12 protein-coding genes and 3 rRNA genes are annotated in these 18,844 nt (G+C 54.8%); 2 read left to right on the top strand and 13 right to left on the bottom strand.

Annotated features, from left to right (window positions below):
* Window positions 1–10: 10 nt before the first annotated feature.
* The 7 genes from aceK to ACOQH0_RS01230 all read right to left on the bottom strand — a co-directional run bounded on the left by aceK (window position 11) and on the right by ACOQH0_RS01230 (window position 10,951).
* The gene (aceK, locus tag ACOQH0_RS01260) at window positions 11–1,750 is read right to left on the bottom strand and encodes a bifunctional isocitrate dehydrogenase kinase/phosphatase (RefSeq protein ID WP_421511368.1); all 1,740 of its coding nucleotides are present in this window, start codon (window positions 1,748–1,750) and stop codon (window positions 11–13) included.
* 48 nt (window positions 1,751–1,798) lie between these two features.
* On the bottom strand, window positions 1,799–3,103 hold the full coding sequence (aceA, locus tag ACOQH0_RS01255; protein ID WP_089598593.1) for an isocitrate lyase: 1,305 nt from the start codon (window positions 3,101–3,103) through the stop codon (window positions 1,799–1,801).
* A gap of 31 nt (window positions 3,104–3,134) precedes the next feature.
* Entirely contained in the window at window positions 3,135–4,736 is a 1,602-nt protein-coding gene (gene aceB, locus ACOQH0_RS01250) for a malate synthase A (protein WP_421511367.1), read from the bottom strand.
* A gap of 270 nt (window positions 4,737–5,006) precedes the next feature.
* Window positions 5,007–5,936 (bottom strand): homoserine O-succinyltransferase MetA, encoded by a 930-nt coding sequence (metA, locus tag ACOQH0_RS01245; protein ID WP_421511366.1) that lies wholly within the window; start codon window positions 5,934–5,936, stop codon window positions 5,007–5,009.
* A 173-nt stretch (window positions 5,937–6,109) separates the two neighbouring features.
* Window positions 6,110–6,225, bottom strand: a 5S ribosomal RNA gene (gene rrf / locus ACOQH0_RS01240).
* A 69-nt stretch (window positions 6,226–6,294) separates the two neighbouring features.
* Window positions 6,295–9,201 (bottom strand): 23S ribosomal RNA (locus tag ACOQH0_RS01235).
* A 208-nt stretch (window positions 9,202–9,409) separates the two neighbouring features.
* A 16S ribosomal RNA gene (locus ACOQH0_RS01230) occupies window positions 9,410–10,951 on the bottom strand.
* The 16S, 23S and 5S rRNA genes sit together here, the layout of an rRNA operon.
* Before the next feature lie 560 nt (window positions 10,952–11,511).
* Here ACOQH0_RS01230 and purH point away from each other — a divergent pair.
* Both purH and purD read left to right on the top strand, forming a co-directional pair.
* Window positions 11,512–13,101 (top strand): bifunctional phosphoribosylaminoimidazolecarboxamide formyltransferase/IMP cyclohydrolase, encoded by a 1,590-nt coding sequence (gene purH, locus ACOQH0_RS01225; protein WP_421511365.1) that lies wholly within the window; start codon window positions 11,512–11,514, stop codon window positions 13,099–13,101.
* Between the two features lie 15 nt (window positions 13,102–13,116).
* The gene (gene purD / locus ACOQH0_RS01220; RefSeq protein ID WP_421511364.1) at window positions 13,117–14,409 is read left to right on the top strand and encodes a phosphoribosylamine--glycine ligase; all 1,293 of its coding nucleotides are present in this window, start codon (window positions 13,117–13,119) and stop codon (window positions 14,407–14,409) included.
* A 48-nt stretch (window positions 14,410–14,457) separates the two neighbouring features.
* On the opposite strand, the gene ACOQH0_RS01215 is transcribed toward purD, so the two are convergent.
* The 6 genes from ACOQH0_RS01215 to nudC all read right to left on the bottom strand — a co-directional run bounded on the left by ACOQH0_RS01215 (window position 14,458) and on the right by nudC (window position 18,810).
* A complete protein-coding gene (locus tag ACOQH0_RS01215) occupies window positions 14,458–15,150 on the bottom strand; it encodes a DUF1481 domain-containing protein (RefSeq protein WP_421512317.1) in 693 nt (230 codons plus the stop codon).
* An 11-nt stretch (window positions 15,151–15,161) separates the two neighbouring features.
* Entirely contained in the window at window positions 15,162–15,434 is a 273-nt protein-coding gene (gene hupA / locus ACOQH0_RS01210) for a nucleoid-associated protein HU-alpha (RefSeq protein ID WP_002445246.1), read from the bottom strand.
* A gap of 186 nt (window positions 15,435–15,620) precedes the next feature.
* Entirely contained in the window at window positions 15,621–16,211 is a 591-nt protein-coding gene (locus ACOQH0_RS01205; RefSeq protein ID WP_003862310.1) for a YjaG family protein, read from the bottom strand.
* Between the two features lie 41 nt (window positions 16,212–16,252).
* Window positions 16,253–16,924: a deoxyribonuclease V gene (gene nfi, locus ACOQH0_RS01200; protein ID WP_421511363.1), complete on the bottom strand. Its 672-nt coding sequence runs from the start codon at window positions 16,922–16,924 to the stop codon at window positions 16,253–16,255.
* A 9-nt stretch (window positions 16,925–16,933) separates the two neighbouring features.
* The gene (gene hemE, locus ACOQH0_RS01195) at window positions 16,934–17,998 is read right to left on the bottom strand and encodes a uroporphyrinogen decarboxylase (RefSeq protein ID WP_010425930.1); all 1,065 of its coding nucleotides are present in this window, start codon (window positions 17,996–17,998) and stop codon (window positions 16,934–16,936) included.
* A gap of 38 nt (window positions 17,999–18,036) precedes the next feature.
* On the bottom strand, window positions 18,037–18,810 hold the full coding sequence (nudC, locus tag ACOQH0_RS01190; RefSeq protein WP_042715996.1) for an NAD(+) diphosphatase: 774 nt from the start codon (window positions 18,808–18,810) through the stop codon (window positions 18,037–18,039).
* Window positions 18,811–18,844: the final 34 nt, after the last annotated feature.

The raw sequence follows: 18,844 nt of genomic DNA, 5'->3' as shown, positions 1-18,844 counted from the left end.
CATGATGACCTCACCCTGCGGAAGAGGGAGAAAACCGGATGCAAAACCGCTGCTTGCGGCGGTAAGCATACACATCTTCCACGTGCCCATTTTTGATCCGCGTTTGCAGTCCGCGCCAGTAGCTGGCGCGGAAAAGATCCTCATGCATCTCTTCGAATAGCGGCCCGATGCGCGGGTCGGCGCACAGCCAGTGGCGAAACTCCTCCGGAAACACGTCCCCCGGCGAGACGCTATACCACGGCTCACCGGACAGCTCATCTTCCGGGTAGCGGGGCTGTGGAATATCGCGGAAATTCACCTCGGTCATGTAGCAAATTTCGTCGTAATCGTAGAACACCACCCGCCCGTGACGGGTGACGCCAAAGTTTTTAAACAGCATGTCGCCGGGGAAAATATTGGCGGCGGCAAGCTGGCGAATCGCGTTGCCGTATTCTTCAATGGCGTCACGTAAGGCCTGACCGTCAGACTGCTCAAGCCAGATATTCAGCGGTACCATACGGCGTTCGATGTAGAGATGGCTGATCACGATTTTGTCACCAAGATCGGTGATTTTCGCGGGCGCTTCCTGCATTAACAGCGCCATGAGCGCCGGGTCGATCTGCTGTTTATCCAGCACAAAGTTTTCGAATTCCTGGGTATCTGCCATCCGCCCGACGCGGTCGTGCTCTTTAACCAGCTGATAGCAGGCGCGGACGTGCGCAGCGCTCATCTCCTTCTGCGGCGCGAATCTGTCTTTAATCACCTTAAAGACCCGGTCGAAACCCGGCAGCGTAAAGACCAGCATCACCATACCGCGAATGCCTGGCGCTTCGATAAACTGCTCGTCGGCCGCAGTGACATAACGCAGGTACTCCCGGTAGCTTTCCGTTTTGGCGTGCTTCTGGCAGCCAATCGCCATATACAGCTCGGCGGTGGTTTTGCCCGGCAGGATCTCGCGCAGCCACTCCACCAGAGCGGCTGGCAGCGGGGCGTACACCATGAAATAGGAGCGGGCGAAGCCAAATACGATGCTGGCTTCGGCGCCGGTGGTCAGGCAGGTATCGACAAACAGTTCCCCGTCGTCGGTACGGTGAATCGGCAGCAGAAACGGCACAATAGCGGTTGGCGTAACCAGTTTGCCCACCAGCCAGGCGGCTTTATTGCGGTAGAAAAGCTCGTTGGCAACCTGCAAATGGCTGCGGCTGAGCACCTCCGCGCCGAAGGTTTCGTTGAGATGCGCGTGGATATAACCGATATCCCGGGTTTTATTTTCCCAGGGCAAGCGCAGCGGCAGATCCGTTAGCACGCGTTGCAGGAGCTTTTCCCATCCACGATCGGGAAAGAAGTCTTTCGCCAGCGGACGCGGAATGGAACGAAAGCGTCGCTCCGGCTGGGAGCTGAAGATAAATAACCGCTCAGGAGATAATGAGCGGTGGTCAAATAACCGGCAATAGACGGAGTTGAAAAAGCTCTCCGCAATCTCGAAGCGCGGGTAATCGGGTAACAAATGGGTGTAATGCTCTTTGACGCGCAGTAAAAAATCCGCGTCCGGGTTTTTACCGTCGGTAATACAGCGCAGCTGCTCCACCACCAGACCCACGTGGTGGTCGTAGAGATGAATACGCTGCTTCATGGCCTGCTGAACCGCATGCCAGTCTGCATGTTCGAAGCGCTGCTGCGCGCCTGATGTCACTTCAAGAAAACGACCATACTGGGCATCAAAGCCCTGCAAAATAGTTTGGGCAATCAGCAATTCCAGGCCACGCGACATATATTCCCCTTAACCCCCCCTCTCCCCAGAGGGGAGAGGGGGAAAAGATTAGAACTGTGCTTCTTCCGTGGAGCCCGTTAAGGCGGTGACGGAGGAGGTGCCGCCCTGAATAATCGTAGTCACATTATCAAAGTAACCGGTTCCCACCTCCTGCTGGTGAGACACGAAGGTGTAGCCGTCTTTACCCGCGGCAAACTCCGGCTGCTGCACCTTCTCAACGTAGTGCTTCATGCCCTCACCCTGCGCGTAGGCGTGCGCCAGGTCGAACATGTTGAACCACATGCTGTGGATGCCTGCCAGGGTAATGAACTGGTATTTGTAGCCCATGTCGGACAGCTGCTGCTGGAAACTGGCGATGGTTTTGTCATCCAGCTTTTTCTGCCAGTTGAAGGACGGCGAGCAGTTGTAGGCCAGCAGCTTGCCCGGGTATTTCGCGTGGATGGCGTCGGCAAAGCGTTTTGCCAGCGCCAGATCCGGCGTGGAGGTTTCACACCAGACCAGATCCGCATAAGGCGCGTACGCCAGGCCACGGCTGATCGCCTGTTCAATGCCGGCATGGGTACGGTAGAAGCCTTCACTGGTACGCTCGCCTGTGATGAACTCGCTGTCGTACGGGTCGCAGTCAGAGGTGATCAGGTCCGCCGCGTCCGCATCGGTACGGGCAATCACCAGCGTCGGCACGCCGAGCACGTCAGCAGCCAGACGCGCCGCAACCAGCTTCTGTACGGCTTCCTGTGTAGGAACGAGCACCTTACCGCCCATGTGTCCGCATTTCTTCACTGACGCCAGCTGGTCTTCGAAGTGAACGGCCGCTGCACCGGCCTCAATCATCGATTTCATCAGCTCGAAGGCGTTCAGCACGCCGCCGAAGCCCGCTTCTGCATCTGCGACGATCGGCAGGAAGTAATCCGTAAAGCGCGGATCGTTTGGTTCGATACCGGCGGCCCACTGGATCTGATCCGCACGGCGGAAGGTGTTGTTGATCCGATCCACCACCGACGGCACGGAGTTAGCCGGGTAGAGCGACTGATCCGGGTACATGCTGGAGGCCAGGTTGGCGTCCGCCGCGACCTGCCATCCGGAGAGGTAAATCGCCTCGATCCCGGCCTTCGCCTGCTGCAGCGCCTGACCGCCGGTCAACGCGCCGAGGCTGTTGATGTAACCCTTTTTGGAGCCACCGTGCAGCAGCTTCCACATTTTCGCCGCACCGTTCTGTGCCAGCGTGCACTCCGGGTTGACCGAGCCGCGTAATTTCACCACTTCCTCTGCGCTATACGGACGGCGGATGCCTTCCCAGCGCGGTTGAGTCCACTCTTTCTTTAACTCTTCGATTTGTTGGGTACGGGTTTTCATGTGCAGATGCTCCATATTGTTATGTGGTGAGTTACGCCAGGAAGCGGTAGCCCGGCAGGGTCAGGAAGTCGATTAAGTCATCTGAGGTGGTGATTTGCTCCATCAGGCGCGCAGCGTCGTCAAAACGTCCGCTGCTGAAGCGGTGCTCGCCCAGCTCGTCCTGGATCACCCGCATCTCTTCGGCCAGCATCTGGCGGAACAGGGATTTAGTCACCGGCTTGCCGTTGCTGAGCGTTTTTTGATGATGGATCCACTGCCAGATGGAGGTGCGAGAGATCTCCGCCGTCGCGGCATCTTCCATCAGGCCGTAAATCGGCACGCAGCCGTTGCCGGAGATCCACGCTTCGATGTACTGGACTGCGACGCGGATATTCGCACGCATGCCCTCCTCCGTACGCTCACCCGTACACGGTGCCAGCAGCTGTTCTTCTGCGATGGGTGCATCGTCTTCACGCGTGACAAACAGCTGGTTTTTATTGTCACCAAGCACGCGGTTAAAGACCTCCATCGCCGTATCGGCCAGACCTGGATGGGCAATCCACGTGCCGTCGTGGCCGTTACGTGCTTCAAGTTCTTTATCGGTTTTCACCTTATTGAGCACCTGGTTATTGCGTTCTGCATCTTTGCTCGGAATGAATGCCGCCATGCCGCCCATCGCAAAGGCACCGCGCTTGTGGCAAGTTTTGATCAGCAGACGTGAGTAGGCACTGAGGAATGGTTTATCCATGGTGACCACCTGACGATCGGGCAGCACGCGATCGCCGTGATTTTTCAGGGTTTTGATGTAGCTGAAGATGTAGTCCCAGCGTCCGCAGTTCAGGCCGACAATATGATCGCGCAGCGCATGCAGGATTTCATGCATCTGGAATACCGCAGGCAGCGTTTCAATCAGCAGCGTGGCCTTGATGGTGCCGCGCGGCAGGTCAAAACGGTCTTCCGCGTAGCTAAACACTTCACTCCACCAGGCCGCCTCCTGCCAGGACTGTGTTTTTGGCAGATAGAAATAGGGGCCGCTGCCTTTTGCCAGCAGGCTTTTATGGTTGTGGAAGAAATAGAGTGCGAAATCAAACAGGCTGCCCGGAATGGCTTCCCCACGCCAGGTGACATGTTTTTCAGGCAGGTGCAGACCGCGAACGCGGCAGATCAGCACCGCCGGATTCGGTTTGAGTTGATAAATTTTACCGGCTTCGTTGGTATAGCTGATGGTGCCGTTCACGGCGTCGCGCAGGTTGATCTGCCCGTCGATAACTTTGCTCCAGTCTGGTGCCAGTGAGTCCTCAAAATCCGCCATAAAGACTTTAACGTTGGCGTTCATGGCGTTGATCACCATTTTGCGCTCTACCGGACCGGTGATCTCAACGCGACGATCCTGTAAATCTTCAGGGATGCCGCGGATTTTCCACTCGCCACGGCGAATGGAAGCGGTTTCCGAAATGAAGCCAGGCAACTTGCCATCGTCAATTTCCTGCTGCTGATGAATACGTGCCGCCAGCAGCTTATTGCGCTGTGGCGTAAAGCGGGTCACCAGTTCAGTCAGAAACTCTACCGCTTCCGCCGTCAAAACTTGCTGCTCTTGCTCGCCATACGGCTGGGTAAAGGCCAGTTCATCGACCGTCGTTACCTGTTGAGTCATTACTCTGCTCCTCATCAAAGATCCAAAATCACGCCCCCGATGCGAACGAAAGATCGTTGGGTAGTTTTCGCTCAGCAGAATTAAGACTATCTATATTTTTTCCAAAATCAAAAACAATTTCCATTTTAATTGTTAATTGTAATTAATTTATTGATTTTATTGAAATTAAAGTTTGATCGAATGGTGAGTGACATTTCGGAAATAAAAAAGGCACCCGAAGGTGCCTGATTTGAATAGCTGAAACGCTTTAGGATCGTTTAGTGCAGAAGATTACTCCAGCGTCGGATTCATGTGACGCAGATCGTATGGCGTTATCTGATAGACGTAATAGTTGAGCCAGTTAGTGAAAAGTAAATTCCCGTGGCTGCGCCAGGTTGCTCTCGGTTTGTTTTGTGGATCGTTTTTCGGGAAATAGTTGTACGGTACTTCCGGATTGAGACCCGCTTCGACATCACGGAAATACTCTGACGCGAGAGTATGCGGATCGTATTCAGGATGCCCGGTCACAAAAGCAATACGTTTATCCTTGCTGGCAAACAGATAAGCATCTCCATCTTCCGTTTCGGCCAGGATCTCCAGATCGGTGTAATCACGAATCAGCTGAGCCGGGAAATCGGCGTAGCGAGAATGTGGGGCCAGGAAAGAGTCATCGAAACCACGTGTCAGCAACGCATGTGGATGAAGAATGTGGTGTTCATATACGCCGGAGAGTTTTTCAGTGCGGGTTTGCTTGGGGATGCCATAAAGAATATTCAGTGCGGCTTGTACCGCCCAACAGACAAACAATGTGGACGTGACATGATCTTTTGCCCACTCCAGGACCTGTTTGATCTGTGGCCAGTAGGCGACATCGTTAAATTCAACCAGACCGAGCGGCGCACCGGTCACAATCAGTCCGTCGAAGTTTTCATCCTGAATGTCATCGAAGTTACAGTAGAAGTTGTTCAGATGCTCAGAAGGCGTGTTACGCGACTCACGGGCATCGATCCGCAGCAGCTGTATATCGACCTGCAGCGGAGAATTCGACAGCAGGCGCAGGAACTGGTTCTCCGTTTCGATCTTTTTTGGCATCAGATTGAGAATAAGCACCTTCAGCGGGCGAATTTCCTGACCTGTCGCACGCGAAGCCGTCATGACGAAGACATTTTCTTCACGCAAGAAATTGACGGCTGGTAACTCGTCCTGCACCCGAATCGGCATAACTTAATATCCTCACAACATACGTATAAACGTTTAGACATCCAGATAGCTAACGATACCCAGAAACGGGCATAATGTCGAGCCTGCAAGCGTAAGGTGAGAAAGTTTCAAGGAGGGGGAAAAACAAAAGCAAAAAACCCCGCACCTTTCGGTACGGGGTTCTTCTAATTGATGCCTGGCAGTTCCCTACTCTCACATGGGGAGACCCCACACTACCATCGGCGCTACGGCGTTTCACTTCTGAGTTCGGCATGGGGTCAGGTGGGACCACCGCGCTAAAGCCGCCAGGCAAATTCTGTTAAATCTGTATCAAAGCTGAAAATATCGTGTCTCTTCGCCAAAACACCTTCGGCGTTGTAAGGTTAAGCCTCACGGTTCATTAGTATCGGTTAGCTCAACGCATCGCTGCGCTTACACACCCGACCTATCAACGTCGTAGTCTTCAACGTTCCTTCAGGACCCTTAAAGGGTCAGGGAGAACTCATCTCGGGGCAAGTTTCGTGCTTAGATGCTTTCAGCACTTATCTCTTCCGCATTTAGCTACCGGGCAATGCCATTGGCATGACAACCCGAACACCAGTGATGCGTCCACTCCGGTCCTCTCGTACTAGGAGCAGCCCCCCTCAATTCTCCAGCGCCCACGGCAGATAGGGACCGAACTGTCTCACGACGTTCTAAACCCAGCTCGCGTACCACTTTAAATGGCGAACAGCCATACCCTTGGGACCTACTTCAGCCCCAGGATGTGATGAGCCGACATCGAGGTGCCAAACACCGCCGTCGATATGAACTCTTGGGCGGTATCAGCCTGTTATCCCCGGAGTACCTTTTATCCGTTGAGCGATGGCCCTTCCATTCAGAACCACCGGATCACTATGACCTGCTTTCGCACCTGCTCGAGCCGTCACTCTCGCAGTCAAGCTAGCTTATGCCATTGCACTAACCTCCTGATGTCCGACCAGGATTAGCTAACCTTCGTGCTCCTCCGTTACTCTTTGGGAGGAGACCGCCCCAGTCAAACTACCCACCAGACACTGTCCGCAACCCGGGTAACGGGTCTACGTTAGAACACCAGCCATTAAAGGGTGGTATTTCAAGGTCGGCTCCACGCAGACTGGCGTCCACGCTTCAAAGCCTCCCACCTATCCTACACATCAAGGACCAGTGTTCAGTGTCAAGCTATAGTAAAGGTTCACGGGGTCTTTCCGTCTTGCCGCGGGTACACTGCATCTTCACAGCGAGTTCAATTTCACTGAGTCTCGGGTGGAGACAGCCTGGCCATCATTACGCCATTCGTGCAGGTCGGAACTTACCCGACAAGGAATTTCGCTACCTTAGGACCGTTATAGTTACGGCCGCCGTTTACCGGGGCTTCGATCAAGAGCTTCGCGTTGCCGCTAACCCCATCAATTAACCTTCCGGCACCGGGCAGGCGTCACACCGTATACGTCCACTTTCGTGTTTGCACAGTGCTGTGTTTTTAATAAACAGTTGCAGCCAGCTGGTATCTTCGACTGATTTCAGCTCCACCCGCAGGGGCTTCACCTACATATCAGCGTGCCTTCTCCCGAAGTTACGGCACCATTTTGCCTAGTTCCTTCACCCGAGTTCTCTCAAGCGCCTTGGTATTCTCTACCTGACCACCTGTGTCGGTTTGGGGTACGATTTGATGTTACCTGATGCTTAGAGGCTTTTCCTGGAAGCAGGGCATTTGTTACTTCAGCACCGTAGTGCCTCGTCATCACACCTCAGCGTTAATAGAGTTCCGGATTTACCTAAAACTCCCGCCTACATGCTTAAACCGGGACAACCGTCGCCCGGCTAACATAGCCTTCTCCGTCCCCCCTTCGCAGTAACACCAAGTACAGGAATATTAACCTGTTTCCCATCGACTACGCCTTTCGGCCTCGCCTTAGGGGTCGACTCACCCTGCCCCGATTAACGTTGGACAGGAACCCTTGGTCTTCCGGCGTGCGGGCTTTTCACCCGCATTATCGTTACTTATGTCAGCATTCGCACTTCTGATACCTCCAGCAACCCTCACAGGCCACCTTCAACGGCTTACAGAACGCTCCCCTACCCAACAACGCATACGCGTCGCTGCCGCAGCTTCGGTGCATGGTTTAGCCCCGTTACATCTTCCGCGCAGGCCGACTCGACCAGTGAGCTATTACGCTTTCTTTAAATGATGGCTGCTTCTAAGCCAACATCCTGGCTGTCTGTGCCTTCCCACATCGTTTCCCACTTAACCATGACTTTGGGACCTTAGCTGGCGGTCTGGGTTGTTTCCCTCTTCACGACGGACGTTAGCACCCGCCGTGTGTCTCCCGTGATAACATTCTTCGGTATTCGTAGTTTGCATCGGGTTGGTAAGCCGGGATGGCCCCCTAGCCGAAACAGTGCTCTACCCCCGAAGATGAATTCACGAGGCGCTACCTAAATAGCTTTCGGGGAGAACCAGCTATCTCCCGGTTTGATTGGCCTTTCACCCCCAGCCACAAGTCATCCGCTAATTTTTCAACATTAGTCGGTTCGGTCCTCCAGTTAGTGTTACCCAACCTTCAACCTGCCCATGGCTAGATCACCGGGTTTCGGGTCTATACCCTGCAACTTAACGCCCAGTTAAGACTCGGTTTCCCTTCGGCTCCCCTATACGGTTAACCTTGCTACAGAATATAAGTCGCTGACCCATTATACAAAAGGTACGCAGTCACCCCATAAAAGAGGCTCCCACTGCTTGTACGTACACGGTTTCAGGTTCTTTTTCACTCCCCTCGCCGGGGTTCTTTTCGCCTTTCCCTCACGGTACTGGTTCACTATCGGTCAGTCAGGAGTATTTAGCCTTGGAGGATGGTCCCCCCATATTCAGACAGGATACCACGTGTCCCGCCCTACTCTTCGAGTTCACAGCAAGTGTGCTTTCGTGTACGGGACTATCACCCTGTACCGTGCGACTTTCCAGACGCTTCCACTAACACACAAGCTGATTCAGACTCTGGGCTGCTCCCCGTTCGCTCGCCGCTACTGGGGGAATCTCGGTTGATTTCTTTTCCTCGGGGTACTTAGATGTTTCAGTTCCCCCGGTTCGCCTCGTTAACCTATGTATTCAGTTAACGATAGTGTGTCGGAACACACTGGGTTTCCCCATTCGGACATCGCCGGGTCAAAGGTTCATATCACCTCGCCGGCGCTTTTCGCAGATTAGCACGTCCTTCATCGCCTCTGACTGCCAGGGCATCCACCGTGTACGCTTAGTCGCTTAACCTCACAACCCGAAGATGTTTCTTTCGATTCATCATCAAATTGCGAAAATTTGAGAGACTCGAACACACATTAACTGTGTGTCGTTTCAATTTTCAGCTTGATCCAGATTTTTAAAGAGCAAAACTTCTTAATGCACTCAAAAGTACATTCAGAAGTTCATCATTCATCAGACAATCTGTGTGGACACTACAAAGGCAGGTTCTTTAAGGTAAGGAGGTGATCCAACCGCAGGTTCCCCTACGGTTACCTTGTTACGACTTCACCCCAGTCATGAATCACAAAGTGGTAAGCGCCCTCCCGAAGGTTAAGCTACCTACTTCTTTTGCAACCCACTCCCATGGTGTGACGGGCGGTGTGTACAAGGCCCGGGAACGTATTCACCGTAGCATTCTGATCTACGATTACTAGCGATTCCGACTTCATGGAGTCGAGTTGCAGACTCCAATCCGGACTACGACGCACTTTATGAGGTCCGCTTGCTCTCGCGAGGTCGCTTCTCTTTGTATGCGCCATTGTAGCACGTGTGTAGCCCTACTCGTAAGGGCCATGATGACTTGACGTCATCCCCACCTTCCTCCAGTTTATCACTGGCAGTCTCCTTTGAGTTCCCGGCCGGACCGCTGGCAACAAAGGATAAGGGTTGCGCTCGTTGCGGGACTTAACCCAACATTTCACAACACGAGCTGACGACAGCCATGCAGCACCTGTCTCAGAGTTCCCGAAGGCACCAATCCATCTCTGGAAAGTTCTCTGGATGTCAAGAGTAGGTAAGGTTCTTCGCGTTGCATCGAATTAAACCACATGCTCCACCGCTTGTGCGGGCCCCCGTCAATTCATTTGAGTTTTAACCTTGCGGCCGTACTCCCCAGGCGGTCGACTTAACGCGTTAGCTCCGGAAGCCACGCCTCAAGGGCACAACCTCCAAGTCGACATCGTTTACGGCGTGGACTACCAGGGTATCTAATCCTGTTTGCTCCCCACGCTTTCGCACCTGAGCGTCAGTCTTTGTCCAGGGGGCCGCCTTCGCCACCGGTATTCCTCCAGATCTCTACGCATTTCACCGCTACACCTGGAATTCTACCCCCCTCTACAAGACTCTAGCCTGCCAGTTTCGAATGCAGTTCCCAGGTTGAGCCCGGGGATTTCACATCCGACTTGACAGACCGCCTGCGTGCGCTTTACGCCCAGTAATTCCGATTAACGCTTGCACCCTCCGTATTACCGCGGCTGCTGGCACGGAGTTAGCCGGTGCTTCTTCTGCGGGTAACGTCAATTGCTGAGGTTATTAACCTCAACACCTTCCTCCCCGCTGAAAGTACTTTACAACCCGAAGGCCTTCTTCATACACGCGGCATGGCTGCATCAGGCTTGCGCCCATTGTGCAATATTCCCCACTGCTGCCTCCCGTAGGAGTCTGGACCGTGTCTCAGTTCCAGTGTGGCTGGTCATCCTCTCAGACCAGCTAGGGATCGTCGCCTAGGTGAGCCGTTACCCCACCTACTAGCTAATCCCATCTGGGCACATCTGATGGCAAGAGGCCCGAAGGTCCCCCTCTTTGGTCTTGCGACGTTATGCGGTATTAGCTACCGTTTCCAGTAGTTATCCCCCTCCATCAGGCAGTTTCCCAGACATTACTCACCCGTCCGCCGCTCGCCGGCAAAGTAGCAAGCTACTTCCCGCTGCCGCTCGACTTGCATGTGTTAGGCCTGCCGCCAGCGTTCAATCTGAGCCATGATCAAACTCTTCAATTTAAGTTTGATGCTCGTGAATTAAACTTCGTAATGAATTACGTATGTTCACTCAGAGACTTGGTATTCATTTATTGTCCGAAGACATTAAGAATCCATGTCACTTTGAGTGCCCACACAGATTGTCTGATAAATTGTTAAAGAGCAGTGCAACGCGGCTTTCGCTCACCGTTGCGAGGTGGCGTATATTACGCTTTCCTCTTTCAGAGTCAACCCGTTATTTCAGGATTTTTTCTCTTCAACCGACCCGGTTGTTTGTGAAGTGATTCACATGTTCCGTGTCGATGGAGGCGCATTATAGGGAGTTCTCCGCAGGCCGCAACCGCTAAATGACAGAAAAATGACTGACTGCTGCATTACACAGCAAAACCCCGCCTTATACCTTTTTACACACAGACTTATCCACAATGATACGAAAAAGTGAAAATGTGCGAGCGTTGCGCAAACGTTTTCGTTAAAATGCTCGCGCTTAACAAGGATGCCCCGTCAGGTGTGTTAGATGAGTTTTTCGCAGGAAAATTCATCTAACGCTCTCTGTAATCGTGAAATCCAGGGGATTTACCATGCAACAACGTCGTCCAGTCCGCCGCGCTCTGCTCAGTGTTTCTGATAAAGCCGGTATCGTCGAATTCGCTCAGGCACTTTCTGCACGTGGCGTAGAGCTGCTTTCTACAGGCGGTACCGCTCGCCTGTTAGCAGATAAAGGTCTGCCGGTAACCGAAGTGTCCGATTACACCGGTTTCCCGGAAATGATGGATGGACGCGTCAAAACCCTGCACCCGAAAGTGCACGGCGGCATTCTTGGTCGTCGCGGTCAGGATGACGATATTATGAAACAGCATGACATCGCGCCAATCGACATGGTGGTTGTTAACCTCTACCCGTTTGCCCAGACCGTTGCCCGCGAAGGCTGTTCTCTGGAAGATGCCGTAGAGAATATTGATATCGGCGGCCCAACTATGGTGCGCTCCGCTGCCAAGAACCATAAAGATGTGGCCATCGTCGTAAAGAGCAGCGATTACGAAACCATTATTAATGAGATGGATGCCAACGAAGGGTCACTGGCGCTTGCAACGCGTTTCGACCTCGCCATCAAAGCCTTCGAACACACCGCCGCGTACGACAGCATGATCGCCAACTACTTCGGTAGCCTGGTACCGGCTTACCACGGTGAAAGCAAAGATCCTTCTGGCCGCTTCCCGCGCACCCTGAATCTGAACTTCATTAAGAAGCAGGATATGCGCTACGGCGAGAACAGCCACCAGCAGGCTGCCTTCTATATAGAAGAAGAGGTAAAAGAAGCCTCGGTTGCGACTGCCCAGCAGGTTCAGGGCAAAGCGCTCTCCTATAACAACATTGCCGACACCGACGCCGCGCTGGAATGCGTGAAAGAGTTCAGCGAGCCAGCCTGCGTTATCGTTAAGCACGCCAACCCATGCGGCGTCGCGGTAAGCACCTCTATTCTGGATGCCTACGATCGCGCCTACAAAACTGACCCGACCTCCGCATTCGGCGGCATTATCGCCTTCAACCGCGAGCTGGATGCTGAAACCGCACAGGCCATCATCTCCCGTCAGTTCGTTGAAGTGATCATCGCGCCATCCGCATCCGAAGAAGCACTGAAAATCACAGCGGTAAAACAGAACGTACGCGTACTGGTTTGCGGCCAGTGGGCAGAACGCGTGCCGGGCCTGGACTTCAAGCGCGTGAACGGCGGTCTGCTGGTTCAGGATCGCGATCTGGGTATGGTGACAGAAGCCGACCTGCGCGTGGTGACCAAACGTCAGCCGAGCGAACAGGAACTGCGTGACGCGCTGTTCTGCTGGAAGGTCGCGAAGTTCGTCAAATCCAATGCCATCGTCTACGCGAAAGAGAACATGACCATCGGGATAGGTGCTGGCCAGATGAGCCGCGTCTACTCCGCGAAAATTGCGGGTATTAAAGCAGGCGACGAAGGACTGGAAGTAAAAGGCTCCGCCATGGCTTCTGACGCCTTCTTCCCGTTCCGTGACGGTATCGACGCGGCAGCCGCTGTAGGGATCACCTGCGTGATCCAGCCTGGCGGCTCAATCCGCGACGACGAAGTGATTGCCGCCGCCGACGAACACGGCATCGCGATGATCTTCACCGATATGCGCCACTTCCGTCATTAATTCCCGGAGCAGAAAATGAAAGTATTAGTCATTGGTAACGGCGGGCGCGAGCACGCTCTGGCGTGGAAAGCGGCGCAGTCTCCGCTGGTGAAAACGGTCTTCGTGGCGCCGGGCAATGCCGGTACCGCACTGGAACCCGCGCTGCAGAATGTGGCTATCGGCGTGACCGACATTCCGTCGCTGCTGAGCTTTGCCCAGAACGAGAAAATCGATCTGACGATTGTGGGCCCGGAAGCCCCTCTGGTGATTGGCGTCGTTGATGCGTTCCGCGCGGCGGGCCTGAAAATCTTCGGCCCAACGGAAGGTGCTGCACAGCTGGAAGGCTCCAAAGCCTTCACCAAAGATTTCCTCGCGCGTCATAACATCCCAACGGCGGAATATCAGAACTTCACCGAAGTGGAGCCAGCCCTGGCCTACTTACGTGAAAAAGGTGCGCCGATTGTTATCAAGGCCGACGGCCTGGCTGCCGGTAAAGGCGTTATCGTCGCGATGACGCTCGAAGAAGCCGAAGCCGCGGTTCAGGATATGCTGGCGGGCAACGCCTTCGGCGATGCGGGCCACCGCATCGTGATCGAAGAGTTCCTCGACGGCGAAGAAGCCAGCTTTATCGTGATGGTCGACGGCGAGCACGTCCTGCCGATGGCCACCAGCCAGGACCACAAGCGCGTAGGAAATGCGGATACCGGCCCGAATACCGGCGGAATGGGTGCCTACTCCCCTGCACCGGTAGTGACTGACGAAGTACACCAGCGCACCATGGATCGCATCATCTGGCCTACCGTGAAAGGGATGGCGGCGGAAGGTAACACCTACACCGGTTTCCTTTACGCGGGTCTGATGATCGACAAGCAGGGCAACCCGAAGGTTATCGAATTTAACTGCCGCTTTGGCGATCCAGAAACGCAGCCCATCATGCTGCGCATGAAATCCGATCTGGTGGATCTGTGTCTGGCAGCCTGCGAGGGCAAGCTCGACGAGAAAACCTCAGAGTGGGACGAGCGCGCGTCCCTGGGCGTGGTGATTGCTGCGGGTGGTTACCCTGGCAACTACAACACCGGTGATGAGATCCACGGCTTACCGCTGGAAGAGATTGAAGGCGCGAAGGTATTCCACGCCGGAACGAAGCTGTCTGATGACGACCGCGTACTGACCAATGGCGGACGCGTGCTGTGTGCAACCGCGCTGGGTCATACCGTGGCAGAAGCGCAGAAACGCGCCTATGCGCTGATGGCGGATATCCACTGGAACGGTAGCTTTAGCCGTCAGGATATCGGCTATCGCGCGATTGCGCGTGAGCAGGGCGAGTAATTTCACACCCTCACCCTAACCCTCTCCCAAAGGGAGAGGGGATTTACATCAGAAACTCTTCTCTGTCGGCTGCCAGGTACAGAAGTCTTCGTTCGCCACCAGCAGCAGCTGAGAGCCTTCCGGCGCTTCCAGCCACGCCACACTCACTGCTATTGATGAATGACGCTGACGGCGTTGAATGTGCTCGGTTGCCCAGGATTCGAGCTCAGGCTTGACCGTCTGCCCTTCACAGGTTGTCACCGTCCCATCGGCATGCCAGCGCCCCTGGCGCAGCACAACGCGTCCCAGACGAAGCGCATCGCTGGTCTGGCGGATTTGTTCAGCGCGATAGCGGTAGAGGGCGATTTGATCGCTGGAAAGTTGCTGTTTTTGACCGCTGACTTCACGCTGCATAAAGCTCAGCTCGCCATGGTCATCAAAACGCACTTTCACGTGTTCGGGGGTCTTGCTGTAGATATTCAGTTCAATCAGCGACAGGTCATCTCCCTGCCAGCGATATTCCGCCGTCGATGTATTGCCATTATGCCACGGGCTGAAGGCAGAAAGCAGATGCACTTCGCCGCCGGAATCTTTGCGCCAGATCCTGACCGCGCCCTGGTTGTCCGCGTAACCGCTGGCGGTAAACGGAGGGAGGGAGGAATCGTGGCTACAGGCTGACAGCAACAGCACGCCTGTCAGCGCGAGCGTTCCACGCCAGAATGACAAAAGGGGCGTTGCCGCCCCTTCGTTAAAACTGTTCACTGCCACGCGTCTTACTTAACTGCGTCTTTCAGTGCTTTACCAGAAACAAATGCCGGCACGTTAGCTGCGGCGATTTTGATTTCTTTACCGGTCTGCGGGTTGCGGCCAGTACGCTCAGCGCGGTGGTTCACTTTGAAGGTACCGAAACCAACCAGTTGTACAGCATCGCCTTCTTTCAGAGACTCAGTAATAGCAGCCAGGGTAGATTCCAGAGCAGCTTTAGCCTGCACTTTAGACAGATCAGCCTTGTCCGCAATTACATCAATCAGTTGAGTCTTGTTCATAAGTTATCCTTTCAATGTGTTTATCGCTTGCTAAGCATCGAGTGCGACGAAAATGCCAAAAAAGCACTCTCCTGCATACACGCACCGATAGCCACTTTTTTTCGCCCCCCAAATGTAGACCAGACGGGGGGCAGAAGGGAAGAGTCGAGGAGCGACAAAACAGGCGTTAAATCACGTTTTGTTGTCTCATTGGTTAAAAATTATACCAATATTGCTCTCACCGGCCTCACGTAAGTCCGCGCGCAGCCCTTTTATCAGCTCGATATCGCGTTCTTCGCACTCTGCCAGCAGGCGGAAAATTTCCCACTGGATGTCCCATTCCTGTTCAACCGCCGGGTTGGCACGCAGCTCTTCGTCGGTCATTTCGCGACCTTCCTGGGTCATTTCGAGCATCGCGACGGTCGTAATGGACGCTTTACTGACTTCGATGGCGTGCTCCAGCGTTTCACCGCTCAGGCGGGAGTGGATCAGCTCACTTAACGCCACGCAGGCATCAATCGCCGGGTAGACACCGTACAGGTCAAAATCATCCGCAGCGGGGATCGCCTCTTCCAGCTTTTCCAGCTGGGAGTCAAAATTCACCTTCGCGTCTTTTACCGTCAGCGTTTCCCAGATTAAATCCAGGATACGACGATAAATCTGGCCTTCGCCAAACGCTGTCTGCTTGCAGAACGCGGCATAGTTGGGATACATGCGCTCGCACAGGCAAGCCATAAAGGTCACGTGCTGCCAGCTTTCCAGCTTCTCAAGGCGCAGATGAATCGGGTTTTGTAACATGATGATGTCTCGAATCGAAAATTAGCCGCAGTTTACCTGAATCACGGCTGAATTTCCTGCCAACGAATGAATGCCGGGCGCGAGGAGGCGACAGCATCTGCCCAGCGCGTCGGCTCCGGTAAGCGGTAGCCCTTCATGCAGCGCTGTACCCACGCCAGGGCGCTGTCCATGCTCACCCGGTGACCGGTGGCGATAAAGAGCGGGTTACAGCGCGCCTTGCTGCGCCAGACCCACGCTAACTGCTCGCCTTTATGGATAAGCGGCGCCAGCGCGCCCGGCTCGGCGGAGAGAGGTTCAAACGCGCCGCAAAGGCGTTTCTTGGCGACGCCGATGGTCGGCACATCCACTAGCAGCCCAAAGTGGCTGGCAACGCCTAAACGGCGCGGGTGTGAAATACCGTGTCCATCAACAAACAGCAGGTCAGGTTTTTGCGAGAGCTGCTCCCACGCAGCCAGCAGCGCGGGATATTCGCGAAAGGAGAGAAAGCCCGGAATGTAAGGCATGGTGGTCGCGATACGCGCCACCTTGTACTCCACCAGCTCAAGCGAAGGGTATTTTAGTACCACCATCGCCGCTCGCGTCACTTCCCCACCCTGCTCTAATCCGACGTCCGCTCCGCCAATGTACTGCGGGGGATCCTTATCCAGACGATCCTCGCGGATCACCGATGAAGCCAGTTCGATTTGTTGAGCGCGTAGCGACGCGAGATCCATAACTACTCCTTACTTGTGATACTGGGCAGAAAGCCGATGCACCGCCTCCACAAATACGCCAGCGTGTTCTGGCGGCACATCCTGATGAATGCCGTGGCCGAGGTTAAAGACGTGGCCTTCACCCTGGCCGAAACCAGACAGTATAGTCGACACTTCTTCTTCAATGCGGGCTGGCTGAGCATAGAGCATGGACGGATCCATATTACCCTGCAGCGCCACTTTGTCGCCCACGCGACGGCGCGCATCGGCGATATCGGTGGTCCAGTCGAGGCCCAGCGCGTCACAGCCGGTCGCCGCCATCGCTTCCAGCCACTGACCGCCACCTTTGGTGAACAGCGTCACCGGCACGCGGCGACCTTCGTTTTCCCGCAACAGGCCGTCAACGATTTTGTGCATGTAATACAGGGAGAACTGCTGATAATCGCGTCCGGTCAGCACGCCGCCCCAGGTATCGAAAATCATCACCGACTGCGCACCGGCTTTAATCTGCGCGTTCAGATAGAGCGTGACGCTCTTCGCCAGCTTGTCGAGCAGCGCATGCAGCGCCAGCGGCTCGGCGTACATCATCTTTTTAATCATGGTGAAGGCTTTGCTGCTGCCCCCTTCCACCATATAGGTCGCCAGCGTCCACGGGCTGCCGGAGAAGCCAATCAGCGGAACTTCACCTTTCAGCTCGCGGCGGATGGTGCGTACGGCGTTCATCACGTAGCCCAGCTCGCCTTCCGGATCGGGGATCGGCAGCTTATCCACGTCGGCTTTGCTTTTGATTGGGGAGGTGAAACGCGGACCTTCACCGGTTTCGAAATACAGGCCAAGGCCCATTGCATCCGGAATGGTCAGAATATCCGAGAAGAGGATCGCAGCATCCAGCGGGAAGCGGCGCAGCGGCTGGAGCGTGACTTCGCAGGCCAGCTCAGCATTTTTGCACAGCGACATAAAATCGCCCGCCTGCGCGCGCGTGGCTTTGTACTCTGGCAGATAGCGTCCCGCCTGGCGCATCATCCACACCGGGGTGACATCAACGGGCTGGCGCAGCAGCGCACGCAGATAACGATCGTTCTTCAGTTCGGTCATTTTTGCAGTTCCTTAAGCGTCATGGCCTCAGTGTAACACTACTCATACTCGGCCCGACACATCGCCACGGTATCTTCTATCAGCCGACGCGCCACGGTGCCCGGCGGAGGCAACAGCGGTAAATCGTCATAGCGATACCAGTTCGCTTCCAGCAGCTCTTTCTGATCGATAACGATCTCGCCGCTATCGTATTCCGCCATAAACGCGGTCATCAGCGACATCGGGAACGGCCAGGGCTGGGAGGTGACGTAGCGCAGGTTCTTCACCTTAATACTGCTCTCTTCCATCACCTCGCGCGCCACCGCCTGCTCCAGCGTTTCGCCTACTTCGACGAACCCGGCCAGTACGGTGTGAATGCCGTTGCGATGACGAGTATGCTGCGCCAGCAGGATGGAATCCTCCCGACGGATAGCGACGATAATGCAGGGTGCAATCTGAGGATAGTAGCGCTCGCGGCAGTGGCTGCAGAGCATCGCCCACTCGGTTTTGCTCGGGTGCATGGTATGACCGCAGTAGCCGCAGTATTTATGCGAGCGGTAAAACTCCGCCAGCTGCACGCCGCGCCCCGCCAGCTGGAACAGCCCGACATCCTGATCCAGCACCTGCCGCACAGACCCCATATCCTGGCGACGCGCCTGTTGGATCAACCACACCGGCTCGCCCTGCCACTCGCCGATCCACAGCGCGGTTTGTCCGACAAGATCGAACGTTTCCGCCGTGCCATGGGGGATTTCCCCGGCGGGCAGCCATAATTTTTGTTCGTGACTGACGATCCACCAACCCAGATCTGATTTTTCAATAATACGATCCATATCTATTGCACTACCTTCGCTTCACTGACATGTT

This window comes from Enterobacter sp. JS8-1, from assembly GCF_049187015.1.
Taxonomy (GTDB): Bacteria; Pseudomonadota; Gammaproteobacteria; order Enterobacterales; family Enterobacteriaceae; genus Enterobacter; species Enterobacter mori.
The sequence above is the reverse complement of the archived record's forward strand: the minus strand, read 5'-3'. Positions and strand labels throughout refer to the sequence as shown.

Excerpts from the sequence above, each read along its gene's own strand:
- nudC (WP_042715996.1), bottom strand. The coding sequence starts at position 18,810 with ATGGATCGTATTATTGAAAAATCAGATCTGGGTTGGTGGATCGTCAGT.
- metA (WP_421511366.1), bottom strand. The coding sequence starts at position 5,936 with ATGCCGATTCGGGTGCAGGACGAGTTACCAGCCGTCAATTTCTTGCGT.
- aceA (WP_089598593.1), bottom strand. The coding sequence starts at position 3,103 with ATGAAAACCCGTACCCAACAAATCGAAGAGTTAAAGAAAGAGTGGACT.
- purH (WP_421511365.1), top strand. The coding sequence starts at position 11,512 with ATGCAACAACGTCGTCCAGTCCGCCGCGCTCTGCTCAGTGTTTCTGAT.
- hemE (WP_010425930.1), bottom strand. The coding sequence starts at position 17,998 with ATGACCGAACTGAAGAACGATCGTTATCTGCGTGCGCTGCTGCGCCAG.
- hupA (WP_002445246.1), bottom strand. The coding sequence starts at position 15,434 with ATGAACAAGACTCAACTGATTGATGTAATTGCGGACAAGGCTGATCTG.
- nfi (WP_421511363.1), bottom strand. The coding sequence starts at position 16,924 with ATGGATCTCGCGTCGCTACGCGCTCAACAAATCGAACTGGCTTCATCG.
- aceB (WP_421511367.1), bottom strand. The coding sequence starts at position 4,736 with ATGACTCAACAGGTAACGACGGTCGATGAACTGGCCTTTACCCAGCCG.
- purD (WP_421511364.1), top strand. The coding sequence starts at position 13,117 with ATGAAAGTATTAGTCATTGGTAACGGCGGGCGCGAGCACGCTCTGGCG.
- aceK (WP_421511368.1), bottom strand. The coding sequence starts at position 1,750 with ATGTCGCGTGGCCTGGAATTGCTGATTGCCCAAACTATTTTGCAGGGC.
- ACOQH0_RS01205 (WP_003862310.1), bottom strand. The coding sequence starts at position 16,211 with ATGTTACAAAACCCGATTCATCTGCGCCTTGAGAAGCTGGAAAGCTGG.